Annotated in this window: 22 protein-coding genes and 3 pseudogenes; 13 read left to right on the forward strand and 12 right to left on the reverse strand. The window is 67.9% G+C overall.

Annotation, left to right across the window (positions count from 1 at the left end; translation table 11 throughout):
• Positions 1-328 precede the first annotated feature (328 nt).
• The gene (locus ACIP82_RS13620) at positions 329-1,948 is read left to right on the forward strand and encodes a protein kinase domain-containing protein (RefSeq protein ID WP_363604170.1); all 1,620 of its coding nucleotides are present in this window, start codon (positions 329-331) and stop codon (positions 1,946-1,948) included.
• Between the two features lie 244 nt (positions 1,949-2,192).
• On the opposite strand, the gene ACIP82_RS13625 is transcribed toward ACIP82_RS13620, so the two are convergent.
• Together ACIP82_RS13625 and ACIP82_RS13630 are read right to left on the reverse strand one after the other, a co-directional pair.
• Positions 2,193-2,561, reverse strand: coding sequence for a hypothetical protein (locus ACIP82_RS13625; RefSeq protein ID WP_363604171.1), 369 nt, complete (start codon positions 2,559-2,561; stop codon positions 2,193-2,195).
• Positions 2,562-2,677: 116 nt separating this feature from the next.
• Positions 2,678-3,127, reverse strand: a complete 450-nt coding sequence (locus ACIP82_RS13630) for a hypothetical protein (protein ID WP_363604172.1) — start codon at positions 3,125-3,127, stop codon at positions 2,678-2,680.
• Positions 3,128-3,443: 316 nt separating this feature from the next.
• Here ACIP82_RS13630 and ACIP82_RS13635 point away from each other — a divergent pair, with 316 nt between their 5' ends.
• Positions 3,444-3,917: an NUDIX domain-containing protein gene (locus ACIP82_RS13635; RefSeq protein ID WP_400653536.1), complete on the forward strand. Its 474-nt coding sequence runs from the start codon at positions 3,444-3,446 to the stop codon at positions 3,915-3,917.
• 481 nt (positions 3,918-4,398) lie between these two features.
• Here ACIP82_RS13635 and ACIP82_RS13640 read toward each other — a convergent pair whose 3' ends face one another.
• The 3 genes and pseudogenes from ACIP82_RS13640 to ACIP82_RS13650 form a co-directional block, all read right to left on the reverse strand.
• A complete protein-coding gene (locus ACIP82_RS13640) occupies positions 4,399-5,058 on the reverse strand; it encodes an HAD family hydrolase (RefSeq protein ID WP_400653538.1) in 660 nt (219 codons plus the stop codon).
• Positions 5,059-5,360: 302 nt separating this feature from the next.
• Positions 5,361-5,630 carry a hypothetical protein gene (locus tag ACIP82_RS13645; RefSeq protein WP_363604185.1) on the reverse strand — a complete coding sequence of 90 codons (270 nt, stop codon included), beginning with the start codon at positions 5,628-5,630 and terminating at the stop codon, positions 5,361-5,363.
• 168 nt (positions 5,631-5,798) lie between these two features.
• Positions 5,799-6,182 (reverse strand): annotated as a pseudogene (locus tag ACIP82_RS13650) (hypothetical protein); the annotation flags it as partial.
• On the opposite strand from ACIP82_RS13650, the gene ACIP82_RS13655 reads away from it, so the two are divergent.
• The 7 genes and pseudogenes from ACIP82_RS13655 to ACIP82_RS13685 form a co-directional block, all read left to right on the forward strand.
• On the forward strand, positions 6,181-6,954 hold the full coding sequence (locus tag ACIP82_RS13655; RefSeq protein WP_400653540.1) for an aminotransferase class IV family protein: 774 nt from the start codon (positions 6,181-6,183) through the stop codon (positions 6,952-6,954). The pseudogene ACIP82_RS13650 and the gene ACIP82_RS13655 sit on opposite strands and share 2 nt — an antisense overlap.
• Before the next feature lie 56 nt (positions 6,955-7,010).
• Entirely contained in the window at positions 7,011-7,571 is a 561-nt protein-coding gene (locus tag ACIP82_RS13660; protein WP_400653542.1) for a helix-turn-helix domain-containing protein, read from the forward strand.
• A 147-nt stretch (positions 7,572-7,718) separates the two neighbouring features.
• A pseudogene (locus tag ACIP82_RS13665) lies at positions 7,719-8,253 on the forward strand (NUDIX domain-containing protein).
• A gap of 529 nt (positions 8,254-8,782) precedes the next feature.
• A complete protein-coding gene (locus tag ACIP82_RS13670; protein WP_363614622.1) occupies positions 8,783-8,992 on the forward strand; it encodes a hypothetical protein in 210 nt (69 codons plus the stop codon).
• On the forward strand, positions 8,976-9,488 hold the full coding sequence (locus ACIP82_RS13675) for a DUF6879 family protein (protein WP_400653545.1): 513 nt from the start codon (positions 8,976-8,978) through the stop codon (positions 9,486-9,488). Before ACIP82_RS13670 ends, ACIP82_RS13675 begins: the two co-directional genes overlap by 17 nt.
• 379 nt (positions 9,489-9,867) lie before the next feature.
• Positions 9,868-11,151, forward strand: coding sequence for a hypothetical protein (locus tag ACIP82_RS13680; protein ID WP_400653547.1), 1,284 nt, complete (start codon positions 9,868-9,870; stop codon positions 11,149-11,151).
• A gap of 42 nt (positions 11,152-11,193) precedes the next feature.
• Positions 11,194-11,433, forward strand: a pseudogene (locus ACIP82_RS13685) (transposase); the annotation flags it as partial.
• 23 nt (positions 11,434-11,456) lie between these two features.
• Here ACIP82_RS13685 and ACIP82_RS13690 read toward each other — a convergent pair.
• From ACIP82_RS13690 to ACIP82_RS13705, 4 genes are all read right to left on the reverse strand, one after another.
• Complete coding sequence (locus tag ACIP82_RS13690; RefSeq protein WP_363614616.1) at positions 11,457-12,050, reverse strand: 2OG-Fe(II) oxygenase; 594 nt, start codon at positions 12,048-12,050, stop codon at positions 11,457-11,459.
• On the reverse strand, positions 12,047-13,432 hold the full coding sequence (gene cysS / locus ACIP82_RS13695; protein ID WP_363614615.1) for a cysteine--tRNA ligase: 1,386 nt from the start codon (positions 13,430-13,432) through the stop codon (positions 12,047-12,049). The genes ACIP82_RS13690 and cysS overlap by 4 nt, the downstream gene beginning before the upstream one ends.
• A gap of 125 nt (positions 13,433-13,557) precedes the next feature.
• On the reverse strand, positions 13,558-14,460 hold the full coding sequence (locus tag ACIP82_RS13700) for a hypothetical protein (protein ID WP_363614613.1): 903 nt from the start codon (positions 14,458-14,460) through the stop codon (positions 13,558-13,560).
• Positions 14,461-14,462: 2 nt separating this feature from the next.
• Complete coding sequence (locus tag ACIP82_RS13705) at positions 14,463-15,602, reverse strand: sugar-transfer associated ATP-grasp domain-containing protein (RefSeq protein ID WP_400653550.1); 1,140 nt, start codon at positions 15,600-15,602, stop codon at positions 14,463-14,465.
• Here ACIP82_RS13705 and ACIP82_RS13710 point away from each other — a divergent pair.
• The 3 genes from ACIP82_RS13710 to ACIP82_RS13720 all read left to right on the forward strand — a co-directional run bounded on the left by ACIP82_RS13710 (position 15,601) and on the right by ACIP82_RS13720 (position 17,925).
• Positions 15,601-15,891: a hypothetical protein gene (locus tag ACIP82_RS13710; protein WP_400653551.1), complete on the forward strand. Its 291-nt coding sequence runs from the start codon at positions 15,601-15,603 to the stop codon at positions 15,889-15,891. The genes ACIP82_RS13705 and ACIP82_RS13710 overlap by 2 nt on opposite strands.
• Positions 15,892-16,237: 346 nt before the next feature.
• Positions 16,238-17,353, forward strand: coding sequence for a helix-turn-helix domain-containing protein (locus ACIP82_RS13715; protein ID WP_400653553.1), 1,116 nt, complete (start codon positions 16,238-16,240; stop codon positions 17,351-17,353).
• On the forward strand, positions 17,350-17,925 hold the full coding sequence (locus ACIP82_RS13720) for an HD family hydrolase (protein WP_400653554.1): 576 nt from the start codon (positions 17,350-17,352) through the stop codon (positions 17,923-17,925). Before ACIP82_RS13715 ends, ACIP82_RS13720 begins: the two co-directional genes overlap by 4 nt.
• A gap of 321 nt (positions 17,926-18,246) precedes the next feature.
• On the opposite strand, the gene ACIP82_RS13725 is transcribed toward ACIP82_RS13720, so the two are convergent.
• On the reverse strand, positions 18,247-18,936 hold the full coding sequence (locus ACIP82_RS13725; RefSeq protein WP_400653560.1) for a hypothetical protein: 690 nt from the start codon (positions 18,934-18,936) through the stop codon (positions 18,247-18,249).
• Between ACIP82_RS13725 and ACIP82_RS13730 the strand changes: the two genes are divergently transcribed.
• On the forward strand, positions 18,878-19,435 hold the full coding sequence (locus ACIP82_RS13730) for a hypothetical protein (RefSeq protein WP_400653555.1): 558 nt from the start codon (positions 18,878-18,880) through the stop codon (positions 19,433-19,435). The two genes, ACIP82_RS13725 and ACIP82_RS13730, sit on opposite strands and share 59 nt — an antisense overlap.
• A gap of 419 nt (positions 19,436-19,854) precedes the next feature.
• Here ACIP82_RS13730 and ACIP82_RS13735 read toward each other — a convergent pair whose 3' ends face one another.
• Together ACIP82_RS13735 and ACIP82_RS13740 are read right to left on the reverse strand one after the other, a co-directional pair.
• Complete coding sequence (locus ACIP82_RS13735) at positions 19,855-20,058, reverse strand: DUF397 domain-containing protein (protein ID WP_400653556.1); 204 nt, start codon at positions 20,056-20,058, stop codon at positions 19,855-19,857.
• Complete coding sequence (locus ACIP82_RS13740; protein ID WP_400653557.1) at positions 20,051-20,914, reverse strand: helix-turn-helix domain-containing protein; 864 nt, start codon at positions 20,912-20,914, stop codon at positions 20,051-20,053. Before ACIP82_RS13740 ends, ACIP82_RS13735 begins: the two co-directional genes overlap by 8 nt.
• Between the last annotated feature and the right edge of the window lie 235 nt (positions 20,915-21,149).

The raw sequence follows: 21,149 nt of genomic DNA on the forward strand, positions 1-21,149 counted from the left end.
CACCGCAGTGCCCGCACCACCCTCTCCACCCGCGGATCCCGCCCACCCGGTCGGCCCCCCGGGCCCGCCGCCCACCCGGTCGGCCCCGGACCGGATCGGCAGGCGCACCCCGGACGCGCCGCCGGCCCGGACCGGACCCTGCCGGTGCGGCCCGCTCACAGCCGGGCGGGCCGCACCCGCACCACCCCGTGCCGGCGGCCGGGGGATCGCTGCCCGGTCCCTCGGCCGCCTCACCGCCCGGCGGTCCGTTTCGGCGGGGCGGCTATCGTGCACAGGTGCACGAGGCGCTCCAGGACCTTGGGCAGGGCACGTGAGGGGAGCGGTTCCAGTGATCGGACGGGCGCTGAACGGGCGTTACGAACTCGTCGAGATACTCGGCGTCGGCGGCATGGCCACCGTCTGGCGCGGGGTGGATCACGTGCTGGGCCGTCAGGTGGCCGTCAAGGTCCTCAACGGGGGCCTCGCCGACGACCCGCGCTTCGCCGAGCGCTTCAGCCGCGAGGCGCAGCACGCGGCGATGCTGGTGCACCCGAGGATCGTCATGGTCTTCGACTCGGGCGTGGACCAGGGCTCGCCGTACATCGTCATGGAACTGGTCCACGGCTACTCGCTCGCCGCGCTGCTGGCGCAGCAGCCGGGCGGGATGCCGGTCGAGCGGGCGGTCGGGATCGCGGCGGCGGTCTGCGAGGCGCTGACGGTCGCGCACGGCGCCGGGCTGGTGCACCGGGACATCAAACCCGGCAACATCATGATCACGCACGACGGCGGCGTGAAGGTCGTGGACTTCGGCATCGCCCGCGCCGGGTCCTCCAGCAACCTCACCCAGACGGCCACCGTGCTCGGCACGGCGGCGTACCTCTCGCCCGAGCAGGCCACGGCCTCCCAGCTGGACGGCCGCACCGACCTGTACGCGGTGGGCTGCGTGCTGACCGAAATGCTCACCGGCGCACCGCCGTTCATGGCGGAGACACCGGTGGCGATCGCCTTCAAGCACGTCAGCGAGCAGCCGCTGCCGCCGTCCGCGCTGCGCCCCGGGCTGCCGTCGGCGGTGGACGGCGCGGTGCTGCGGCTGCTCGCCAAGAACCCGGCCGACCGGCCGGCGCACGCCGCGCTGGCGCGGGCCGAACTGCTGGCGACCATACCCGGGTTGGCCGTCGGCGACCCGACCGGAGAACTGCTGGCCGCCGCTGCCGCCGCTCAGCACACCCAGGTGCTGCCGCCGGTACCCGCCGGCTTCTCCGACCAGCAGCACACCACCTTCCTGCCGCCCCAGCAGGCCGCCACCTCGGTGATGGCGGCCGTTCCGGCACAGCCCCCGGCCGTCGCGCCGGGCGCGCCCGTCCCGGCCGGGCCGCCCGTGCGGGAGAGCCGCCGCAAGCCCCTGCTGCTGGGCGCCCTCGGCCTGGCCGGTGTCGCCGGGGCCTCCGTCCTCGCTCTCACCGCCTTCGACGGGCCCGCGAACGACACCACCGGCAACAAGGTGGCGCACCCGGTCGCGACGTCCGTCACCACTCCGCCTCCCACGCCCACACCCACGCCCACGCCCACCGTGACGACCCCGCCGCCCACCACCCCCACGACGCTCCCGCCCCGGACACCGACGCCGACGCCGAGCGCGACGATGCCGGCCAACAGCCAGTCCTCGGCCGTCCAGATCAACGCCCTGCGCCAGTCCGTCGCCCAGACCCAGGTGACCAAGGACCGCGACCGCCAGGTCGAGCTCCTCCGGACCCTCGACGACGCGAGCGCCCGCCTCATCGAGAGCAAGCCGGACGACGCGGCCAAGGAGCTGAAGAACGCGCAGAAGATCGTCCGGGACCTGGCCAAGAAGCACGCCATCGACGGCCCGACGTACCTGAACTGGAACTCCCGCCTCGGCGTCCTGCTCGCCACCCTGCACGCCTCGGGCGGCAACGACCAGTTCGATCAGTACGACCAGTTCGACTGACGCGGGGACCCGAGGCCTGGCCCGTCCTGCGCGTCCCCTGAACCGGGGTGTTGCAACGACTCCTGGGACCCGAGCCGTACGGTCGGGCCCCTTGGGGACGCGATTGCTTCCGGTCCGGCCCCGGGTGCCCGTTGTGGAGCGGGAAGTCGGTGGGTCCGACTCCCCACTCCTGGAGCTGTTCCGGGCCGGGGCTGGACCGTAATCCCGTGCGGTGGCCAGACCTCTGCCACCCGGAGACACCGGATCAGGAGACGCGCTTCAACTGCCACGCGTTGTTGTTGAGGCTGGGGTTGGACGAGTAGACGCAGCTGCTGCTGTAGTACGAACCGGTCTGGACCCAGCCCGCAGGCTGGTAGGTGGAGGCGCACGCCTGGACCACGGTGCCGACGGGCAGCCCGGTGAGCTGCTTGATCTGCTTGATGTTCGGGCTGAAGCTCTGCGTGCCGCAGTTGCTGCTGTAGCCCCAGCCGACGTCGACGAAGCCGGCCGGGGTGACAACGCTCGCGCAGGAGGTGGTGACGTCACCGGGGGCGGCGTGGGCAGGCGCGGCGGCCAGGGCGAACATCGCCGCGGCGCCGGCGGCGGCCATGAGCGTGGTGCGAAGGCGAGTCATGGGTGGTGGCTCCTTCGATCGCGGACGGCCAGGCAGGCCGGGAAGCCATTCCTATGGGGTGACGACCGGTTTCGGGTAGCGGCTTTCCGGCCTAAAGATCCCTCGGATCGCCGGTGTCAGCCGCGCGCACCGGAACGGCGGCGCAGCAGGGCGAAGCCCAGCGCACCGGCGCCGAGGGCGGCGACGGTGCCGCCGCCGACCAGCAGCGGGCCGGAGGTGGAGGCCGAGCCCGATCCGTCACCGGCCTGGGCGGCGCCCGCGGGCACCTCCCGGACCTGGGGCCCGGTGCCACCGGCGGCGGGCGTGGCGGTGGGGGTCCCGCCCACCACCGGGGTGGCCGGCGCGGGCTGCCCGGTACGGGCCGGCGTGGCGCCGGAGCCCACGCTCGGGACCGCAGCGCCCGGGGCGGGGGACCCGGCGATGCTCGGGGCGGCCGGGGCGGGGGTCTTGACCCCGTCGGCCCAGGCGTTCCCGCCGGTGACGGCGGTCAGCAGCGCGGCCCCGGTCAGGGCACAGACCGTCAGAACACGGCGGGCGGACGAGCGGTGGGTGCGGTTCTTGTTCATGCGGTGTCTCTCCTCTGTCACTGACGCGGCCCGGCCGGTGCGGCCGGTGCGTTGACAGCGACGCTAGGAGGGCCGTGTCGCGGTCCCCGACCGGTCGCGTCACGGCCGACCATCGTCTGCGTAACGGGCCCACGCCACCCGGATCGCCGGGCGTGGAGCGGCTCCTCGACGCGGTCGGCCCCGGGTCCGGCCGCGCGTCACCCGGTGACCACCTGGGTTCGGCAACTGCGGTGAAGGCCAAGCTCTTTGCCGGCCGGTGTCGCACAGCGGCTTCGGATCGTCGGGTGACGGAGGCCGGGTGACTAGAGTCGTCACCATGAGTGACTCCCCGCCTCATGAGGTCGTAGCCCGGCCGCGTACCGCCGCCGGTGTGCTGTTCTTCGACGAGGACGGCCGCGTGCTCCTCGTCAAACCGACCTACAAGCCCGGCTGGGAGATTCCGGGCGGCTACCTGCGCGCGGGCGAGACCCCGAGCGAAGGCGCGGCCCGGGAGGTCGAGGAAGAACTCGGCATCACCCCGCCGATCGGCCGGCTCCTCGTCGTCGACTGGGCGCCCCATCCCGCCGAGGGCGACAAGCTCCTCCTCGTGTTCGATGGAGGCGTTCTCCCGGTTGACGAACTTGACCGCATCACGGTCGACCAGGTCGAGATCAGCGAGCACGCTTTCCACGCCGGCGACCAGATCGACTCCGTCCTCATCCCTCGTCTGGCCCGCCGAGTTCACGCCGCCTGCGGAGCCAGGACACGTTCCGAGACCGTCTACCTGGAGCACGGAGTGGCTTACCAGTAGGACCACAACGTGAGAGAACCCGGTGGGCGGCGGCCTCCAGGGTTGACGCGTCCTTGCGCGCCGGCGTCTTCACCCCGCCCGAGGGCGAAGGCCTGGTCGAGATCCCCGGGGCCGGCGCTGATGGTGACTGCTCCGGTACGTCCTGACACTGCCCCGGCACCGAACTTCCACCGAACTTCGGCGCCCCACCAGCCGCATCCAGAAGCGTCTCGGCTGGCTCAGCCCCGACGAGTACGAGGCGAGGCACTACGCCGACCAGGCGACGGCCGAACCAGTGGCTGTCCAACCACCCGAACCCGTCCCGACCAGGTAATCGCCACCTCCCGCTCGGCGGGGGAAGGTCACCTCGACCAGTTGGCCATCACCTGGTACGCCACAGGTATGGATCGCATCCGCGAGGTCCGGCGCACGCTCGCTCCCTGGCAGAACGAGCAGTGCATCCGGAACCTCGATGATCGCCTCTAGGACTGGGGCACGACGGTCAGCGCACTTCAGCGTTGAACTTGATGATCTTTTCCGGCAGTTCCGTCAGCGAATCGATGCGCATCGTCGTAATCGCATCCGCGTCCGGATCGCGCTGCTGGATCGTGCCCCAGGGGCCGCGCCGGATGAGAGCAGTCAGGAGGCCCGCCTGCACAGCAGGCCGGATGTCGTTGTCGAGCCGGTCACCGACGTACAGAATCTCGCCAGGCTCAGCAGGCGTCGCCTCGATGACACGCTCGAAGAACCTCACGTCCGGCTTTGACGCCCCCCAATCGTCGCTGGTGGCGATCATGTCGGAAGGAAGGTCCAGCCCTCGCAGCAGGCCGCCGGCCCGCACGGTCTGGTTCCCGGCGATGCCAACCCACAGCCCTGCTTCACGCAGGGCAGCAAGGGTGGGCCGAACGTCCGAGTAGAGGTCATCCTCGCCGAACCACTCCGGCTTGCCAGCAGCCGCGCGCTTCTCTCGCTCCTCAGTCAGGTCGAACCCGGGCCGGAACTCCTGGAACGTCTCACGGTAGTCGCGCTCCTGCGCGATGACCGCCCCGAACATCGCCGCGAAGGTGTGCCGTGACACCCCCAGCCAGTCCGCCCACGTCCCGTACTCCCGGGTCTCGTCAACAAGACATTCGCCCACGTCGAATACCACCGCACGAATCATGCTCCGCAGGTTAGCCAATGCGCGACGGGCAGCTCTCGGGGCTAGGGGCGGGTCGAGCGCCCCTTCCCGCTGCGCTCTGTGTCGCACGTTGCTCCTTCATGCTGCCGACCGTACGGTCATTGAGACTTCGCCATCTTCGAACGTGCTGGTCGGAGGGGGGTGAGCGCCCCCGCTGCCTCACACGAATCGCGGGGGTTCGAGTTCACGATGGGGACGCGGGGCGCTCGGAGTGGCCGTCGCTACGGGGGGTCTCGGCGCCGACCACTCACCTGTAGGCCCACTGGGCGTGGGCGTTCCTCAGGTCAGAGTTCACGGAGTGCCACCAGTGCGCGTGCCACCACCAACGGCGTGTCCTCGTAGGATCGCCCGGCCGCAGCCTCGCCGTTGGCGCGGTAACCACTCCCGGTGTCGTCGCCCTTGAACCTGGGGTCTCGCGCGACAGCCAGCAGTTCGGACCAGACGACCTTGCCGGCGTGCCCGGGAGGGTAGTAGTAGCCCCACCGCTCGCTCAGCGCCTCGACCAGGAAGACCCCGCGGCCGCTCTCCGCGTCCTCCCCCACCACCCTGAACACGGGCGGGCGACCGTCGCTGTCGTGATCGAGGATGTACAGGCGTCCGCGTTCGAGTCAGAGGGTCAGGGTGACCTTTCGCACCGGTGACAGCGGCGAGTACGGCGAGACCTCCTCGTCGGTGTGCGTGTGCCGTATGGCGTTGGTCATCAGCTCGGACACGATGAGTCGGGCTGTCTGGATGGTGTCGGGCGGGACTCGCCAACGGCGGAGCACGTCAACGGCGTGCCGCCGGGCCCATGCGACGGCGTTCAGAGTGTCGGCCAGCGCCAACTGGCTGAAACCGGAGCGTGTTTGTGACACAGGGGGTCCTCCCAGGTCGGGAGCTGCTTGGGGTGAAGGCTCGCCGCGCGGGTCGCGCCCACCCCGTTCGAGGGATGCAGACCTTGAACTGTCCGGCCGGGAAGCCAACTTTCTGTGACTAGGCTGGCGCTGATGGTGACTGCTCCGGTACGTCCTGACACTGCCCCGGCACTGGACTTTCACCGAACTTAGGTGCCCCACCAGCCGGAACCGGGCGCCGCTCTCCAGGGCCGATGCCATGCTTGGCGCCATGGCGGAACTGAACGGTAGCCCGATCAGCCTGGACCATCTCCAGGCCCTTGCCCTGACGAACTACGGGCACTTCACCTCGATCCGTGTGGAAGACGGTCACGTACGCGGCCTCTCCCTCCACATGGCGCGTCTGGCCCGTGACTGTCGCGCCGTCTTCGACGTGGACCTCGACCTCGACCGTGTCCGGGAATTTGTCCGACGTGCCGCGCCGCCCTCGGGGGCCTGTGTGGTCAGGGTGACGGTCTTCGATCCTGCTCTCGACCTCGGTCACGTCGGGAGCGACGCCCACCCCCAGCTCCTGGTGACGACTCGTCCGGCCGGGGCGCTGCCGCTTCCCGCGATACGTGTCCAGTCCGTGGTGTACACCCGCGACATGCCGGCTGTGAAGAGCGTCGGTTTGTTCGGCTCGCTCCGCCACCGCCGCAACGCCCAACGGGCGGGCTTCGACGACGCGCTCTTCACGGACGCCGAGTCCGTGATCTCCGAAGGCGGCACCTGGAACGTCGGCTTCGTCAAGGGAGATCAGGTCATCTGGCCGGGCGCCGAGTGCCTGGTCGGCACCACGATGGAGCTGCTGCGTCAGGTTCACCCGTCGTCGACCGCGACCGTTCGGCTGGGCGACCTCGCCGACTTCGACGCCGTCTTCGCCACCAACATCGGCATCGGCGTCCGGGCAATCGGCGCGGTCGACGGCGCCACCTTCCCGGAAACACACCCCGTGATCGAACAACTCCGTAAGGAGTACACGGAAATCCCAGTCGATCTACTTTAGTTCCCCCCGACGACGGGGAGTGCTGGGCGCAAATGGCTGTGGGGTGGAGGGCCGCGTTGGCGACCGTAGAGGTATGGGCCGGCGTCGAGGCCAAGGCGCTTCGGAAGGCGAAGCGGATGAGCATCGAGGCGTTCGCGGCTCACCTCGGCATCAGTGATCGCATGGTGTCGAAGTGGGAGGCGAGGGGCACCGGTATCACGCCCCGGCTGGTTAACCAGGCGGCCCTGGAGACCTCCCTGGCCGCGTCCGGCCCCGAAGTCCACGAACGCTTCGTACGGTTGGCCGGCACCTCGGACGCCGTCCTTTCCGACCAGCGCGCGGAGGCCGAACACGCGCTGCCTCGGCAGCACCAGATCACGCACCCCGGCGACGGCAAGCGAATGGCCCTTGTCGAAACCGGGGTGCACCTCGCCGGCCCCAGGCCCCCGCCATCCGGCTGGTCGAGCCGACCAAAGCCAGCCCAACCCGCTGGAAAACGACCTGGAGCGATCTGCGCGCAGGGGAAACAACCAGCCCTAGCTTTCGAGACCTTTCGGATCGCGGCGGGAGATCAGGCGCCAGTGTCTTTGACGGCAAGGCGCGGGCAAGCGCCTCCGCAGCATCGAGCGATCGCATAAGCAGTCTGTGATGGCCTGGCAGCGCTTTGGCTCAACTGCTGCGAGCAAGATGCCACTATTCGTCAGTGTGACGCAAACTTGTTGGAACCTGCTTGCCCGGGCTGCCGCATCTGACATGCTGAAGGTCCGTCGAGAGGGGCCGCAGCGATGCAGTGGAAGATCCATGGGGAACGTTCCGATCTACGAGAACCCATGGGTGAACCTGTGGCTGACCGACGTCGAGCAGCCTGACGGGCGCCGCTGGGAGTATCACGTGGTCAAGCTGCGGCACCTGGCCGTGGCTGCCGTCGTGAACAGCGAGAAGCAGGTGCTCATGATGTGGCGGCACCGCTTCATCACCGACACCTGGGCCTGGGAACTCCCGATGGGGCTGGTCGAGCCGGATGAGACCCCGGCGGAGGCGGCGGCCCGTGAGGCGTTGGAGGAGACCGGCTGGAAGGTCGGTGACGTCAAGCCGCTGATCTACGCCCAGCCGGCGAACGGGATCACCGACTCCGAACACTTCGTCTTCCGGGCCGATGCCGTCGAGTACGTGGGACCGCCGACCGAGCGCAACGAGTCCGACCGGATCGAGTGGATTCACCTGTCCGAACTGCGCGGCATGATCGACCGTCGCGAGATCGTCAGCAGTGGCACGCTCGTGGGCGTGCTCTACCTGCTGCTGGACGAGGCCGGTCTTTGATCAGCTGGCCGCGCTGGTGATTCGGTCGGCCAACGTCGCTACCGAGGCGTTGCCCCGGTAGGGCCTGAGTAGGTGGCGGAACTCCGTAGCAGGGTCAGTCAGCTCTCGCGGGGCGCGATGGCCCGGTTCTGGCAGGCGCCGACGAGCTCAGCGCCCACTTCGCAGGCTTCGGTGAGCGTCTCGGGTTCTATGCCTCGCTGTCTGTGCCGACGGCCACCCTTGCGGTGGCCGTCGGCCTCCAGGCTGACGCGTCCTTGCGTACCAGCACGTTCGTGGTCGCCCAGGCCGACTGCTGTGAGCGCAAACCCTGTTTCCGGAGGCACCTGGCGTGCCGCGTCTCTGCGGCAGTCGGGTCGATACGGCAAGCGATCGGCCGGATGTGGAGCGAACCGGCCGCGCACCACGGGCCAATGTCATGATCATTAGTCAATGACGCGCATAGTCCCGTCTACGCATGGACGCCCAGGCTCCCCGCCCCCCTAGCGTGGCCGTTGGTTGGTCAACCTGTTCTGAAACGAGGGGGTCTGACATGTCGGCACGTACATCGCTTACCCGGCTCACCGGCAGTGGCAGCGGGGAGTGCGGGGAGAAGGACTGCCCCAACGTCTACCGGACGGAGACGGGCTCGTTCGTGGTTCAGGGCGACCTGTCCGGCGTTTTCACTCCGTCCGAGGGCGAAGGCCTGGTCGAGATCCCCGAGAGCGTACTGCGGGAGGCATTCCGTGCTCTTGGCTGGTGACGCTTGGGAACAGTGCTTCGACTCCATGCGGTTCGAGGCGTGGAGGTTGGAGACACTCCCCACCTACGCCATGCCGCAGGAAGCGGAGAAACTCGATCGCTTCCTGTCAGGAGAGAAGTCCCCCGACGGCTATCAGTCGGGGTGGATGGACGAAGTGCGGCAATGGGAGAGCGAAGGAAGGAGAGTCGGGCGCGTTCATATTGTGACGCAGCCCCTTTCCGACTATCTTCGGTTCGAGTTCGAGTATTACTATCGACATCACGTCAAGGCCGGTGAGGATATTCGCATCCTCGATGTGACCGACCGGGAAAACCCGCTGTCAAGCGCACAAGACTTCTGGATGTTCGACAAGTCCAAAGTCGTTCTCATGAGCTACAGGGCGGACGGGACGCAGATCAGTCGCGAGCTGTTCGACGGCGCACCTGATCGGTTCATCGAGTACCAGCGAATCGCCATTTCGGAGTCCGTCCCGTTTCTGGAGTATGCCGGGTCGTGACGCTCCATCCCGAGCAGCTGGGCCAAGCCAAGCAAGAACTGGCTGCGACATTGAAAGAGCTTTGCAAGCGAGCCGGCCTCTCACCATCACCGAGACGGACCGGATCTCGTTGCAGCGTACGGAACTCGTCTGGCGCGGGGCTGTCCGCAGGGAGGTGAAGGCACTGCTTCACCCGGTGGTCGCTGCGCGGATCGTGGCGCCACTCCAACTGCCCGGAACCGTGACCTACCGCGAGATGCGTATCGGCACCCGCAGTTCGCCGAACCCCGGAAAGGCGATGACACACTCATCATGACAGGTCAGAAGGTTTTTGCGTAGGGCGAATGGCACATGTCACCAGGCTTGTTCGGGCCTCTCCGAGACGCCCAGAATCTCCGTTATGAACCACTCGGGGAAAATCGATCAGGACGACATCGTGCGGGCGCAGGTCATGCTGCTAGCGTCGGGGCGCCGCACTCCACACGAGGAAGTTGATGCCTACCGGGTGCTCGCCCAGGTCAGCCCCGTTGCTTATCTGCCCCGCCTGGTCCTGGCCCTGCAACGCCTGAGCTACAACTCCGGCTCGGGCGAGCGGCATCCAGCCTGTCTCGCTCTGTGTGAGGAGGCGGTGGCTGCGGCGCGGGCCATCGATCCGGTCGAACCTGCTCGTGCGGATCTTCTGTACGGGGCACTCGACACGTGCCAGAGAGAGCTGTACACCCTGGGCCGCCGTGCCGAAGGGCTCGCCATGCGCGCCGAGATGCTCGCCATCGGCCGTGCGCAGGCCGAACTATCCCGAGACCCCGAGGTCAAGGGGCTGCGTGGCTGGGCGGCCGGTCTCTCCGAGGATGGCCGCTATGTCGAGGCTGCCGATGCCCTGACTGAGTTGGTCGAGGCGATCCTGCCTCACGGGCCCGGCGACGGGGGTCTCGCCTGGTCACTCCTGGAGTGGATAGCCGCTCTCGATGACGCCGGCCGGTCCGGCGAAGCAATCGGCGCGTTCGAGAAACTTGTTGGAATGCAAGCGGTCGAGGCCTCGAACGACCGCGGCCCGATGGCCTGCCATCTCTACTCGCTGATCGGGTATGCACAGATGCTCGACACTTGCGGCCGCGGTGAGCAGGCGGCCACCGTACGGCAAGAGGCACTCGCCTTGCTAACGGAGTTGGCCGCCACCGGTGAGCGCAAGTCCTGGAGTGGCTATCAGGCGTCCTACTGGGCGGTTCTGCTGCCCTTTTCCGGTGCCGACAGTGAGCGGTTGACGTCCGGTGGACCGTGTCCGCCTTCGGGGGCGGCGCCCATGCAGTGGTCCCCCGATGCCAAGCGGCACTACTTCGACAGCCGTATCACTCTGCGTGAAGAGGTGGGCGCCCTTGTCTCACGAGCCACCCGAGATCCGGACCAATATCTGGCCGAACTGGTCCGGGTACATCGGGTCCTCACCGTCCGTTCTGCTGTCTACTGGGAGCACCGCACCCACCTGTTCGCGGAGCGAGTACGCCCCTTGTTCGATGACGGAGTGGAGCTGGCCCGCCGGCTGTGTCAGCACGATCCGGCAGACGGAACCCGAACGCTGGCCGAGATCCTGATAGACCGATCGACTTTCCACACCGCCACCGGCGAGTTCGAGGCCGCTCTCGATGACTTCCGCCAAGCCCTGAGCTACCTGGGAGAGGACAGCTGACACGAGAGCCTGAAAATCGTCGCGGTGCCGCACAACGCGGATGTGAAAGGCTTCCAGGTGTTGCCCCGCAGGTGGGTGGTCGAGCGGACATTCTCCTGGCTGGGACGGTGCAGACGGTTGGCACGGGACTACGAGCGCAAGACCGCACACGCCGGGGCGATGATCAAGGTCGCCATGATCCGACTCATGGCCGCCCGCCTCGCCGGCGAGGAGATCGAACCACGCGGCCCGATCGAGACCGAAGCAGCCCGCCGCCTCACCGACGGCCTCAAGAACGAGTGATCACCCGATTACCCAACACTTTCTCAGCCCGCGAACCGCGCTGTGCCCTTCACAAGTCTGCGGGTCAGTAGGGAGTACCGGGCGCCGCCGGTTATGGGGCGGACGCCGTGCATGAAGTCGCGGGTGGCTGGGAAGGCGACGAGTGCTCCCTTGGCGGGGCGGAGGTCAAGCGGGGGCTCCTCAAAGTAGAGGGCCCCGCCGCCGTACTCGTCGGGTCCGCTGAGAAACAGCACGGTGGTGAGGTCGCCGCCGATGACGGGCTGGCCGTTGGTGGCGGCCCGTTCGAGTTCCGTCTCGGTGACCTCGTCGTGGTGCGTGACGAAGCCGACTCCGGGCCCGTACCGGTAGATCACGGTCGGCTGGCCGGGGACGGGGTAGGTGTCGACGCCGAAGAAGGCATCGATGTGCGGCGAAACGGCGGCCATGACGAGGTTGGCGAGGCGTTCGGGGACCTCGACGTACTTGCACTTGCGGAGGGTCTCGTCGATGACGCCCTGGTAGCTGCGGGGACGCTGGGTGCTGTGCTCGAAGTGCCGGAGCAGTTCCTCGCACAGGACGGCGGGCAGGGCGTTGTCGACGATGAGCGGGCCGAGCGTGTTCCAGGATGCTGAGGTCATACGGATGTCACCTCTTGTGTGAACCACCATCGGGTTGTGTCGGGGGTGTCTTCGATGACGATCCCCCGTTGCTGCAGGGTCTTGCGGATCTCGTCGGCCTCCTCGAAGTTGCGGGCCTGACGCAGTTCGCGCCGGCGGGCGAGCAGGGCCTCGATCTCGGCGTCGGCCGTGGTGCGCTCGTCGAGGTCGAAGGCGTCGAAGAGTTCGTCGAGTTCCTGGAGCAGGGCCAGAGCGGTGGCGCCCGGAGGCTCCTCGCGCCGGTTCTGCTCGCGGATGTAGTCGAAGAGGACGGCGAGCGCACCAGGGGTGTCGATGTCGTCGTCCAGTCGCTCGAAGGCCGCGTCGCGGGCCTCTCGCGCCAGGGCGGTGCTCGCGGGGCTCTCGTTGTGCGAACGGTCGATCAGGCGGGCGAAGTTCTCCACCCGGCGGCGGGCGGCCCGGGCCTGTTCGAGCGTGGTGTCGTTCAGCTCCATCGAGGAGCGGTAGTGCTGGCTGAGAAAGGCGTACCGCAGGGTGCGGAAGTCCGCAGTCTTGAGGATGTCGCGGATGGTCAGGAAGTTGCCGGTGCTCTTGGACATCTTCGCGCCGTCGACGCGCAGCAGGCCGGTGTGCATCCAGTAGCGGGCGAGGGGGTCGAGTCCGGAGGCGGCTTCCATCTGGGCGATCTCGGCTTCATGGTGCGGGAAGATGAGGTCCACGGCGCCGCCGTGGAGGTCGTACTGGGGGCCGAAGAGGGCTTCGGTGATGGCGGTGTCCTCGATGTGCCAGCCGGGCCGGCCTTCGCCGAGGGCGGTAGACCAGTAGGGCTCGCCGGGCTTGCGGGCCTTCCAGAGGGCAAAGTCGCCGGGGTTGTGCTTCCGGTCGTTCTCGTCCACGCGGGCGAGTGAGTCCTCGGCCTTGACCTCGGTTCGACCGGAGAGCTTGCCGTAGCCGGGGAAGGTGGTCAGGTCGTAGTACCAGCCGTCGTCGAGTTGGTAGGCGTGGCCGTGCTCGATGAGCTGCTGGACCTGGGCGACGATCTCGTCGATGTGGTCGTGGGCGCGGCCGAAGACGTCGACGTTGGTGTTGTGCAGGTCGGCCATGTCGTCGAGGTAGTGCTTCTCGTACTCGGCGGCGAGGTCGCGGGGGTCCATGCCCAGCTCGCCGGCCCTGCGGATGATCTTGTCGTCGACGTCGGTGAGGTTCTGGGCGTAGGTGACCTGGTAGCCGCGCTTCTTGAGGTAGCGGGCGACGAGGTCGAACTGGGTGTACGTCTTCGCGTGGCCGATGTGGCTGAGCCCGTAAACGGTCGGGCCGCAGACGAACATCTTGACCACGCCGGGCGTCATGGTGACGAATTCCTCTTTGCGCTTGGTCAGCGTGTTGTACAGCCTGATCGCCATCTCGGACCTCTCCCGGGTCGGTGCTCCGTCGTTCGTCGAAACCGGCCTAACGGCCTTTCCGATAATCAGATTTGGTTGGCCGTCGGTCCGGTCTCGACAGGGCCTCGAAGCCTATCGCGCAGCGGCTACCAGGCCGTTCCGTCCGGGTCCGCACATCGCGATCCCCGCAGCTGCAGCCGGCGCTGGTAGTGGCTGCGGATCTGTTGGGCCTCGGGACCGTCGGTGACGAAGCCGTCGATGCTCGCGCAGAACTTCTCCAGAGCCTCGACTCGGCGCTCCAGGTCGGTCCGGCAGCTGGGGTTGCAGCGGATCGCGTCCCGTAGGATCTCCGCCTGGTCGACGGTGATGAACCCGCGGCTGACGAGCTGCGTCAGTTTCCACTTCCTGTTCGGGATGAACTGGCCGGCGGTGGCGTAGATGCAGTCGATCACCTCGTCCACCGCGAGGTTGAGCAGGTAGTGACCGGCCTCGGGGCCGAGGCGGCGGGACTGGCGCAGGGACATCTCCCGCACGTCCCAGGTGATCCGGTTGGCGAGCCGTTCGCGCTCCAGGTCGAGCTGGGTGCGGGCGGCCTGGGCTTTGTGGTGGATGAGTTCCTGGAACGAGCCGCCGCGGTCGTGGAGGACCTGGCTCTTGTGCAGGTAGGTGTCGCACTTCTCGCCGGGCCAGGTGGTCCTGGGGTCGCACTCGTACTGGTAGATCAGCTGGTGGACGTTGACCTCCATGGAGCCCCAGGGGACGGGGAGGCGGAAGAGGAACCTGGGCACCCATGCGGGGATGCGGTCGGCGATCAGCTGACAGGTGTCCGCGAGGTGGGGGCGCCACTCGGCAGCCCGCAAGGGGACGTCAAGGACGACGGCGACATCGAAGTCGGACTCCTCGTCGAAGCACGTCGGGTTGTCGGGGCAGTCCGCGCTGGACGACAGGATGTACAGGGCCTGGACTTCCGGCTTGGCCGTCCATTGGGTCAGCAGCGGGGACATCGCCTCGCGGGCGAGTTCGAGGGCGGTGTTCGGTGTGCGGCGCACGTTCACGACCTCCTGTGGTCGGTGATCAAGGACCTTCCAAGGGTGTGGGACAGGCCGCCGTGGGTGCGCTGGAGGTTCATCAGGCTCGGGCTGCTGTTGCCCTCGATGATGAGCGCCTCGGCGTCGTGATCCACGGCGATGTCCCAGCCGACGACGGGTGTGCGGGGGAAGTGGACTGCGGCCCGCTCGGCGGCCTCGACGACCTGGCGGATGGTGCTGATCTTCTGGCCGGCGAAGGCGAGGCCGGAGACGGGGTGGTGGGTGTAGCGGGTGAGCGAAGTGGTGTGCGCGGTGTCGTCGAGCATGCCGGTGGCGGTGTCGACCCGCACGTACAGGCCGCCGTTGCAGGCGTTGTCGACGGCGTCCGTGTCTGCGCTGCTCTTGAGCAGGCAGTACAGGACCCGTGGGCCGTCCGCCGGGTGGAGGTGGGTGATGACCCGGAAGGTGTTGAGCGAGTAGGGGTTGAACGCGGCGAGCTCGTCGTGCTGGCGGACGAACGCTTCGATCAGCCACCCTCCCCACCTTGCGCCGTATGCGGCCAGTGAGAACGGCGTGCCGTCCTGCTGGAGGAGTTCGCCGCCCTCGTTGTCGAGAACGAGGACGCCGGCGCCACCGCTGGTGTGCCTGGCCGGCTTGATCACCACCTCGGCGATGCCGCCGAGGGCAGCGTCCACCGCAGCAGGTGAGTCGGCTGGCACCGGTCGCCCAACCCGGTCGAACCAGGATCCCTGCTCGCCGGTCATCAGGAGTAGCGGCTGGGGGACGCCCGCGTCGCCGAGGATGCGTTTGCACGCGATCTTGTCATCCAGGAGCAGGGCGGATCGGTTCACGGCGGGCAGCAGGCGGCTGTAGAAGACGGTGTCGGGCACGTACGCCGCTGCCGAGGCGAGGTCTACTCCGGTCCGGTAGAGCTCGTACCGGAAGTAGTGGAACGGCAGGCAGCGCCACTGGGCGGTGAGGGCTGCCAGCTCGAAGCCGATCCGGGAGATCGGCTTGCGGTCGGCCGTCTGCCGGTACGTCGGCAAGTAGACGTTTGCGGTGTTCTCCAGTTGGTGGGCGACCCACAGCGGGGCCGTCACCTTCGGGCCGATCCGGGCCCGGAAGAACTCGTCGAGCATGTTGGCGCGCAGGTTGAACCTCATGTCGTCGTTCCTTCCGCTCGTGCGAGGTCTGGTGAGGGCTGGCCGCGCCTCAAACGGCCGGTTCGTGGTCGGGGAGGGAGCGCGCTGGCGGCGCCGCAGTCTCGTGCCCGGTGCCGAGCTGATGCTGCGCGGCGATCCCGAGCAGCGTGAGCGCGACGATGTGTCCCAGGCCCCACAGAGCGGTGAGCGCTGTTCCTACGGGGTCGCGGTGCTCGCCACGATGGCGACCCCGGTGCTGGTTAACGGCTGCGTCCATGGCTGGTGCCCTCGGCTCCCCTCGGTGGCTTGAAGGCGGCCCCGCCCCGGCGGGGGTTTTCACGGGGCGGGACCGCCGGCTGGTGGCCGCTCCGAAGGCCCCAGGAGCCGGAGGTTCCGGCTTCATTTCCTTCGGAGCGGTGGGCATCTCGCGGATCGAGACCAGAGGAGCTGTGCAGGAACTAGGCTTCCCCCATCGCGTGCGATGCCGTAGCGATGAAACTACGGGTAGTGACGCGGAGGTTCGACGGACTGCCGGTACGAGTTACCCGGACGATCGAGGCCAGGGGGCGCAGGGAATGCCTGCTCGTACGTCATCGCGGCGTGGAGAAACACTGACTGGCAGTCGCAGTTCGCCTGAACGCGGACCGGACGGCCTGGTGGCCGGCTTCCTGTTCAAGGTCATACGTGAGCAGATCCCCCGCACCCAGGAGGAGCTGGCCACCGACCTCGGCGTCGACAAGAGCACCTTGCAGGGCTGGGAGTCGGGGCGTCGCCCGCTGTCGGCAACGAGGGCCGGCAACCTCGTTGCGATGCGGCGCAAGCTCATTCGCCTGGGGGCGCCGCCCGCGCTGGTCGATGCGCTGAGCCTCGCGATGGACGCCGACTTCATCCTCGGCGAGATTCTGGGCAGCGGCACCGGTGCCGGCTCGGTCGAAGAACACCCCCTCGCGGGCTGGGTCTTGACGCGGGACACCACGCACATGATCGGCTGGGCCGTCAGCGGCGTTCTCCCGGGAGTGGTGGCCGCCCAGCTGAACATCCCGGCGGCGCGTCGCGGCCCGGTTGCCGTTGCCCCTCTCCTCGGCGCGGCGGACCGTGTGCGGTTCTTCAACACCCTGCGCCAGAGCGCCGACTTGGCCGACCGGGATGCCGAGGATGCCGCCCTGCTGCGGCGGCAGGTGTTCTACCTGTCCTCCTACGACCGTGACTGGGACGCCACAGAGTGGTTCGACGGGATCCGGCGCCGAGGCCGGCTGACTGCCTCGGTGTCCGGCTGGTCACCCCGTTGGGCGGAGGCGCGATCGGTCGCTGCTGCTCTCGCCAGGCAGGGCGATCCGGAGCTGCTGCAGGACTTCATCGCCCGGTCCCTGACCGACAACGATGATGCCGAGGCTGCGAACCTCAACTACTGGGCCCACTGGCTGGGTCTGGACGGCCGTCCCCAAACGGACGACAACTTCATGGCAGAACGCGGCCGGCCGGCTTGGGATGCGTCTGGGCTGTTACGGCAGCTCGCCGTCCGGCTCGATCGGGCAGCCGAGTACACGGACCTGTACGTGCACTCGATCTGGTCGCTGCTGATCGCCAGGCGCGGTCTGCTTGACGTCGACCCGCATGTGACTGAGGACCTGGGCACGCGGGTTCGGCTCCTCCTGGATGGGGGCAGTCTTTCCACGCAGTCCCGCCGCGAGCTGGAGGCCGTGCACTACGGTCTGCGCATAGGCGGGTTCGGTAGTACGCAACTGATCCAACGCACCGAAGGACGGCGATGACGGACGACAAGCAGTCGCAGGGCACGGCGAGCTTCCTGATGGAGATGGGGATGCTCAAGCGGGCCAAGCGGTCCGGTTGGTGGATCGCCGGGGTCAAGGACCCGGAGACCATCGCCGAGCACAGCTTCCGTACGGCGGTCGTCGGTGCCGTGCTGGCGATGATGGAAGGTGCCGACCCGGCCAAGGTGGCGCTGCTCTGCACGTTCCACGACACCCAGGAGACGCGGATCGGGGACATTCCCCACATCGGCCGGCGCTACCTCACTGCCTCGTCCAACGAGAAGGTGACCGAGGATCAGGTCAGTGCGGCGCACCCGGCCGTCCTCGCTGGCGTCCAGGCGATCGTCGAGGAGTACGAGAACGCCGAGAGCCTCGAAGTGACCGTGGCCCACGACGCCGACAAGCTCGAATGCCTGATCCAAGCTGTCGAGTACCGCGAGCAGGGGTACCAGAACGTGCAGCCCTGGATCGACAGCAGCCTCGGCAGCCTCAAGACCGAGTCCGCCCGGACGCTGGCTGAGGCGGCACTCACCATGACCTCGTTGGAGTGGCAGAGGACCTACCTCGCCTGAGCTTGGAATTTATGCTCGTCGGGCTTGGTGTTCCTTGATCGTCTCGGCGCGTTTGACTGTCTTTCCGACATCGTGACGTGTGGCCCGCTGTCTGTTCTTCGAGCCGGAGAGCCAATACCTGGCCTGCGGGCGCGTCGACAGGGAGACTCATAGGCAGCGGCCGTTCTCTCGTGCTTCGTGACTCGACATCTCGAAGTGTGGAGAACGGCCGTCTCCGCTGTCTCAGGAAGAACCGCAGATCAGCAGGTCGGGTGACCTGCGAGGTTAAACGTCAAGCTCAGCCCACCGGGCCGGGGTTCGGGCCGTGGTGCGGGATCGGAGTCATGAGGTCCATCGCTTGCTCCACTGTGTCGCTTCTGCGTCACCAGTCGCCGGAGCGGCCGTGCCGGTGGCTGCCTGTCCGATCAGTAGCTCGACGCGGTCGAGTGCGGCCTGGGTGGATTCGATCAGCCCGGTGTCACCCTTGGCGATCCGCAGCCGCCACGCTTCCCGCAGGTGGGCGCGCGCAGGTACAAGGTCGCCTTGTTCCATGAGGTGTTTGCCGAAGTGCTGGAGGGCGAAGTCGACGAGTTCCGGGTGCCGGCTCCGGGCAGTGTCCAGGGCCTTGCGGTAGAGCACGTCAGCGGTCTCTGCTTCACCGGCGTAGCGGTAGGCGTCGCCGAGGTTGAGTTCGGTGGCGATGACGGCCCGGATGTTGCCACTGGCTGTGGCCAGGTCGAGCGCCTGGCACAGGAACGCGTGTGCGTCGTGGTAGTCGCCCAGGCTCACCAGACCGATGCCGACCCACCGGGCCAGGACCCGCGTCCGGGCGTCGTCCGTGCCGGGGGGCGTCCGCAGGGCCTCGCGGATTTCTCGGCCCCTGACAGGCCCGGCCGGCGAGGGCCCGGTTTCGTCTCCGAGGCGCGTGGAAACTGGGATGCCCCGGCCGTGCGCCGCTGCGAGACTGGCAGCCGTGACACGACCTGAACTCTCCGAACTCGACCACCTGCGAGAGATAGAACGGCTCGCCAGCGTGGTCGCGGGCGCCGCCTCGGCCGAGGGCTGGCTCTCGTATCAGCCCGAAGCAGAGGACGCGACGCGCTTGCAGCGGGCGGTGAACGCGCTGGCCCGGGAGCTTCGCCACTACCATTTCCCCGGGGACGGCTGCCTCGACGATGAGGCGGAACGCCCCGAGCTGAAACTCGCGGGCGTGGTGATTCTGCGGCCCGGGGCGATGCCGGATGGCATGGGGGAGACCTATGAGCAGGCGTGCGCCCGCCTCGGAGTCGAGGCCCGGCCCGAGGGGTGGGCCCTTTGGAACACGTGGGGCGACGGGAAGCTCCAGGTGACGATGGTCGTCTCCGCGGTCGACACTACCGAGGGCCTGCTCGCGAACTGGTCGCGGGGCAAGGCCATCTATCCGGTGACGCCGGTGCCTTCCCAGATCGCTCTCATCCACCACGGCTGGGCTGCCCACATGATCTTCTCCCCGTTCGGGGTGAAGAAGCTCGGGCTCGGCGGGCAGCCGTGACATCGCGTCACCTCGACCGCCGGTCCTCCGCTCCCGGCTCGGCTGGTCAGCGGCTCGGCTGGTGCTCGGCTTCGGTGGCGGCCAGGCGGTAGGACTCGATGCCGGTCTCGATCAGGGTGAACCGGAAGGTCAGCCGGTCCGCGATGGCCGCGCAGAGCCGGGGGTCGGTGAACGTGGGGCTTTACCCCTGTTTGTGGACACTTCTGAGAAGCGGATCTTCGGGTCCGTGAACAGGATGTCCTCATGGGTGCTGCGAGGTGCTCGGGGGAGTTCAAGCGGGACGCGGTCGCGCTGCGTCCCGAGACAGCACACCTTAGGTTCCAGCCCTGCCGTTTCGGGCCTGGATCGGCGGGCTGTGCTGACCTGTTCTGCGGCCGCCCCTCGCTCGGGTGAGCGAGGGGCGGCTGGTGGTTGTGGGGTCAGGCGATGTGGTTGGCGTGGTGGTCGAACTCGCCGGCCTTGGCGCCTTGGAGGAACGTGGCGAACTTGGCGGGGGTGGTGCGGACGATGATGTCGCCGGTGTCGGACTCGCGGAGCTCGACCAGCCCGTCGACGGTACGCACCTCGACGCACTCGTTGCTTGAGGCGCTGAAGCTCGACTTCTGCCACTCTGGGTTAGGCATTCGCGGCTTCCATTTCTTTCATGATGGATCGGATGAACTCGCGCGATTCTTCTCCGGAGAGCGCGGTGGAGTCCAGGCGCGAGAAGATGGCCCGATGCTTGGCCAGGTCCGCCGGGGAGTCAAAGAAGAGTGCGCCCTGGGATACGTCCATCTCGATGGTATCCAGTTCGGGGACTGAGCCCTCGGCGAAGCAGAGGTTCTCGCCAGCGCCGGGGAAGGTGTCAACAGCGAATGGCACAGCTCGAACGGAGATTCCGGGCCGCTCGGAGTCGCCAAGGAGAGCGCCAAGCTGATTCACGAGCACCGTGGGTCCGCCGAATTGCATCCGCAGCGCGGCCTCGTGGATGAATGCTCGTACCGGTGTAGAACCGGAGCGGACGATCTCCTGTCGCCTGATTCGAAAGGCTGTCCTGGTGTCGACTTCTTGCGGGGACAGGGGTGGGAAGATCCGAGCGAACACGGCAGCTGCGTAGGCGCTGGTCTGGAACAGGCCGGGCATGTACGTGGTGTTGCAGAACGTCAGCCGGGTGGCGTGGGCTTCAAGCTCTGCCACCTCAAGAAAGTCAGTCGTCAAGATGCCGCGATACTCCTCCCACCAACCCTTTCCACGCTCTGCGGCCACGCGGGCGAGGGCATCGATGAGCGGCCCGTTGGCACAGTTGCAGGCCGAAGCGACCGTGCGTAGGCGTTCGGGGCTGACACCGATCTTCGCCGTCTCCATCTGCGTCATCTGACCGGGGCTGATGCCGAGCATGCGGGCGAGCTGGCTTCCCCCGAGGTCGGCTTGTTCCCGCATCCGTCGCAGCTCGGTGCCGAGTCGACGTTGACGGAGAGTCGGGTTGGGGCGAAGAGCCATGACGTCCTCTCTGTCGGTGTTGGGGTCAGTGTGCCGGGCTGGCAGCACGTAGGTCCATCTGGGCTCGGTCACACGGAAGGGGGAACTTTCTGCTGCGGACCTAAAAACTCAGGCGATGGTGCATTATGGTCTATCTCACAGTCGGTCCGACGGATCGTCAGTAACGCCTGTTTCCCGGGCAGTAGGCGCCTGCTGCCCCCGCACCGCAGAGCAGCCATGCGTGGCGTCACCAGTC

The organism is Kitasatospora sp. NPDC088548 (assembly GCF_044753005.1).
In the GTDB taxonomy this organism is placed as follows: domain Bacteria; phylum Actinomycetota; class Actinomycetes; order Streptomycetales; family Streptomycetaceae; genus Kitasatospora.

What these genes read in the sequence shown, in the direction of transcription:
- ACIP82_RS13710 (WP_400653551.1), top strand. Translation starts at nt 15,601, where the DNA reads ATGTCGTCGTTCCTTCCGCTCGTGCGAGGTCTGGTGAGGGCTGGCCGC.
- ACIP82_RS13740 (WP_400653557.1), bottom strand. Translation starts at nt 20,914, where the DNA reads ATGGCTCTTCGCCCCAACCCGACTCTCCGTCAACGTCGACTCGGCACC.
- cysS (WP_363614615.1), bottom strand. Translation starts at nt 13,432, where the DNA reads ATGGCGATCAGGCTGTACAACACGCTGACCAAGCGCAAAGAGGAATTC.
- ACIP82_RS13635 (WP_400653536.1), top strand. Translation starts at nt 3,444, where the DNA reads ATGAGTGACTCCCCGCCTCATGAGGTCGTAGCCCGGCCGCGTACCGCC.
- ACIP82_RS13625 (WP_363604171.1), bottom strand. Translation starts at nt 2,561, where the DNA reads ATGACTCGCCTTCGCACCACGCTCATGGCCGCCGCCGGCGCCGCGGCG.
- ACIP82_RS13680 (WP_400653547.1), top strand. Translation starts at nt 9,868, where the DNA reads ATGAACCACTCGGGGAAAATCGATCAGGACGACATCGTGCGGGCGCAG.
- ACIP82_RS13720 (WP_400653554.1), top strand. Translation starts at nt 17,350, where the DNA reads ATGACGGACGACAAGCAGTCGCAGGGCACGGCGAGCTTCCTGATGGAG.
- ACIP82_RS13640 (WP_400653538.1), bottom strand. Translation starts at nt 5,058, where the DNA reads ATGATTCGTGCGGTGGTATTCGACGTGGGCGAATGTCTTGTTGACGAG.
- ACIP82_RS13670 (WP_363614622.1), top strand. Translation starts at nt 8,783, where the DNA reads ATGTCGGCACGTACATCGCTTACCCGGCTCACCGGCAGTGGCAGCGGG.
- ACIP82_RS13655 (WP_400653540.1), top strand. Translation starts at nt 6,181, where the DNA reads ATGGCGGAACTGAACGGTAGCCCGATCAGCCTGGACCATCTCCAGGCC.
- ACIP82_RS13735 (WP_400653556.1), bottom strand. Translation starts at nt 20,058, where the DNA reads ATGCCTAACCCAGAGTGGCAGAAGTCGAGCTTCAGCGCCTCAAGCAAC.
- ACIP82_RS13690 (WP_363614616.1), bottom strand. Translation starts at nt 12,050, where the DNA reads ATGACCTCAGCATCCTGGAACACGCTCGGCCCGCTCATCGTCGACAAC.
- ACIP82_RS13705 (WP_400653550.1), bottom strand. Translation starts at nt 15,602, where the DNA reads ATGAGGTTCAACCTGCGCGCCAACATGCTCGACGAGTTCTTCCGGGCC.
- ACIP82_RS13630 (WP_363604172.1), bottom strand. Translation starts at nt 3,127, where the DNA reads ATGAACAAGAACCGCACCCACCGCTCGTCCGCCCGCCGTGTTCTGACG.